We start from the raw sequence: 413 nt of genomic DNA, 5'->3' as shown, positions 1-413 counted from the left end.
GTTGGACCACGCCGCTACGAGTGGTCCGCGAGACCAGCATGCCGCGGCCTGGAGGCATGGCGCTGGCCTTGTATCCGCCGAACAGCCCGCCCTCGTCTCTGCTTCCGCTCATCACCAAGCCGTTGCAGGACAGGTCTTTCAGACGTCCGACGATCGGGTCCATCATCGCCCTCCCGGCCCCGCCACTGCGGCGGGTGACCACGACGCGCAGCCCGATGTCGCGGGCCTGCGGCAGGTATTCGACCAGCGGTCCGAGCGGATGGCTCAGCGAACCACCGGGGATCAGGTCGTAGTCGTCGATCATCACGAACAGGTCCGGGCCCGACCACCAGGACCGTTCCTTGAGTTGTTGCTGGGTGATGTCGTTGGGCGGCAGGCGATCTTTCAGGGCACCGGCCAGTGCCGTCATCAGA

Annotated in this window: 1 pseudogene; it reads right to left on the bottom strand. The window is 66.3% G+C overall.

The features are described 5' to 3' along the window. A pseudogene (locus RM572_RS29480) lies at window positions 1-413 on the bottom strand (type VII secretion protein EccC); the annotation flags it as partial.

Source organism: Streptomyces hazeniae, assembly GCF_031845485.1.
In the GTDB taxonomy this organism is placed as follows: domain Bacteria; phylum Actinomycetota; class Actinomycetes; order Streptomycetales; family Streptomycetaceae; genus Streptomyces; species Streptomyces hazeniae.
Note: the sequence above shows the minus strand (reverse complement) of the source record. Positions and strands in the feature narration are given on the sequence as shown.